The following is a 2,799-nucleotide window of genomic DNA, read 5'->3' as shown; positions in this document are numbered from 1 at the left end:
CGGCGCAACCGGGGAGTGGCTGCGAGCCCCAGCAAACCACCGGCCAACAGCAGCATGACCATCACGCGCACGCCCATCAGCCAGGCGAGCAGCAGGCCGATCACGATGGGAACGTAACGGAGCGGCAGGTGCGCGGGCGCATACCCCGTTGACGCCTCCTGATGGCGCATATCGTCGGCAAAGCGCTGGTTCTGCCCCTCGGTGCGGCCTATGGCTTCGCTGAGGTTTTTCGGTGGTGCGGTGGGTCCGCCCGAATATCCGTCGCGCACGCCGCGCTGATGATCCTCGAATCCCATCACGAACTCCTTTCGTATGGCGATTGCCGTGCCACTGATGAACGATTATGCGATCAACCATGGCCCGCTGGTGCGGTCGCCGACGGCCTGCCGGGGCCGCGACTACCGGTCCAGATGGCGTGAGCGCCCGTGTGGCGTCGGCCGCACAGCGTGCCCAGCGGCCCTCTGCAGGATCCAGCAGTTGGCGATCGACCGCATCACACGCCTCTGGAGAACGGATATGGGTAGGCATTCAAGGGCGCCGCCAAAGGGATGCCGCAAATGCACACAGATATGCCAGTCTGACCTGTGGTCGTAACAGCTCTCGGGTGGAGCGGTGTACGGGCCTTTCCCTAGCCGTTCTTCAGAATCGTCCTATGGTCTGGCTCCGGTCGCGCTTCTAAGCTTCGTTCCTCACACTGGAGGTACGAAATGTTGCTGAGCAAGACTTGGAGTTGGAAGGCGATCGGCGCGGTGGCCGTTTTGCCGTTCTTGGGTCAACTGGCCGCATGCGGAGGCGGGGCCGACAGCCCGGCGATGGACGTGGCTTCCGCGTCGACCGTGGTGTCCATGCAGCCCACGCCTGCCTTGTTCACGTCGGGCGACGAGCGCAAATTGCGCCGGGTGACGCAACAGGGTGCGGTGCTCGGAATCGACCAATCGGCTACCTCCGGTACCTATGCATGGCTTGGCCTGCCCTATGCAAAACCGCCGGTCGGCGCGCTTCGCTGGATGCCACCTGCAGAACCCGATACCTGGAGCGGGACAAGGCACGTGCGCGCGTTTGGCGCTTCCTGTGTCCAGGGCGGGCGGTACTTCAGCCCGCCCCCAAACGGCGAGCCGTTCGGGCTTTCGGTGCGAGACGGGTTGGGGAAACCCGTTGGTGAGGAGGACTGCCTGACGCTCAACATCTGGCGACCTTCCGATACCGCTGCGAAGCTGCCGGTCATCGTGTTCATCCACGGCGGCAGCAATATCTCGGGCTACTCCGCCGACCCGCTATACAACGGCGCTTCGCTGTCCGCCAAGGCCCACGCACTCGTGGTCACCATCAACTACCGCTTGGGCTTGATGGGGTGGCTCGACCTGCCGCAGTTGAAGACGGGCGATCCTCTGGCGGATTCGGGCAACTTTGCCACGCTGGACCATATCCAGGCGCTTAAGTATCTCCATCAAAACGTCGAGGCTTTCGGTGGCGACCCTGGCAATGTGACCGTCATGGGGGAGTCGGCGGGCGCCGTCAACACCTGGGCTCTGATGGTGTCACCCCTTTCCAAGGGCCTGATGCACAAGGCCGTTTCGATGAGTGGCGGCTTGGTCACGTCGAGCCCTGCGCAATCCAGGGCGTATGCCAAAAATCTTTTGCAGGCCATGCTGGTCGATGATGGAACCGTGGCCAATGCCGCCCTGGCCGAGATCTATCTGGCCACCAGGACTTCGGCCCAAGTGGCCAGCTACATGCGGTCCAAGTCGGCCAACGACGTTGTCAGGGTGTCCATGGCCCATTCGGCGCTAGGGAACGCGCCAGCCGTGCTGACCGATGGCGCGGTCATTCCTCTCTTTCCGTCGCTGGAGATTGCGCGGGGCAACTACCGCCAGGTACCCATGCTGGCCGGCAATACGGCGGAGGAAGGCAAGCTGTTCGGATCGTTGGTGGGAGCGTACAAGCCCAATGACTACGACCGCTTCACGATGCAATACAACTTTGACCCCGACGCGCCTCCGACGCTGCTGGAATCCGATCTGCTCAACCCGCAGTTTCTACCGGTCGACCGGCCCGTCACCGGCTGGAACTCCGTTTCTGCGGCCTTGACTGCGGCGATCTTCACGCAGGGCACCATCAGTTCCATGGGCACGCTGTCTCTGCAGCAACCCACGCAGATGTGGTACTACCGATTCGACTGGGCCCAAGAACCCGCACCCTTCCATACGGTTTACGGTTCCGCCCACGCAATGGACATTCCGTTCGTGTTCGGCAACTTCGGCAAGAGCGTATTTTCGTTTGCGTACAGCCAGGCCAACAAGCCGGGCCGCGAGGTGTTGTCCGATGCCATGATGCGCAGCATCGGCAGCTTCGCCGCCACCGGCAACCCCAACCACTCGGCACTGGGTGCCGCCTGGCCGAACTGGCCGGCCACCTTGGTGTTCGATGCCACGCCCACGCAGCCGCGTATCGGCGTCCAGTAGTGCCGTCTTTCGAAACACATTCCCATGCCTCTGAACCGCATCGCGGTCGCGGTCGCGGCTCGCTGCGCCCACCGGCCCAAAACCACCCACTGCGACAACGGTGTGTTGTTCGGGGCGGCTCTCAGGCCAATGCGCGCACATGACCGCACTCAACAGGCAGGACGCCAAAGATGAACCTTCCGATGAGCGACGTATCCGACATGGGCGCACGGGCGACGGGCTTGGGGTTTTCTGTTTCTCCGATTCCACCGAGTGTGCTGGCCGCAGCCACGCATTGGGATGTGCCCGCCGGACGCTTTTTGCAGGTGAGTGCTGGCGACGTCTGCTACGGTGTGCG

The 2,799-nt window shown here is 63.2% G+C and carries 2 protein-coding genes; one reads left to right on the top strand and one right to left on the bottom strand.

Annotated elements, in window-relative coordinates:
- A partial coding sequence (locus tag ABYB95_RS20725) for a hypothetical protein (RefSeq protein ID WP_372661344.1) occupies positions 1-296 on the bottom strand: 296 nt, incomplete at its 3' end.
- A 411-nt stretch (positions 297-707) separates the two neighbouring features.
- On the opposite strand from ABYB95_RS20725, the gene ABYB95_RS20720 reads away from it, so the two are divergent.
- Complete coding sequence (locus ABYB95_RS20720; protein WP_372661341.1) at positions 708-2,462, top strand: carboxylesterase/lipase family protein; 1,755 nt, start codon at positions 708-710, stop codon at positions 2,460-2,462.
- The last annotated feature ends 337 nt before the right edge of the window (positions 2,463-2,799 follow it).

Source organism: Hydrogenophaga sp. (assembly GCF_041633695.1).
Classification (GTDB): Bacteria; Pseudomonadota; Gammaproteobacteria; order Burkholderiales; family Burkholderiaceae_C; genus Hydrogenophaga.
This window is presented reverse-complemented; position numbering and strand designations above follow the sequence as displayed.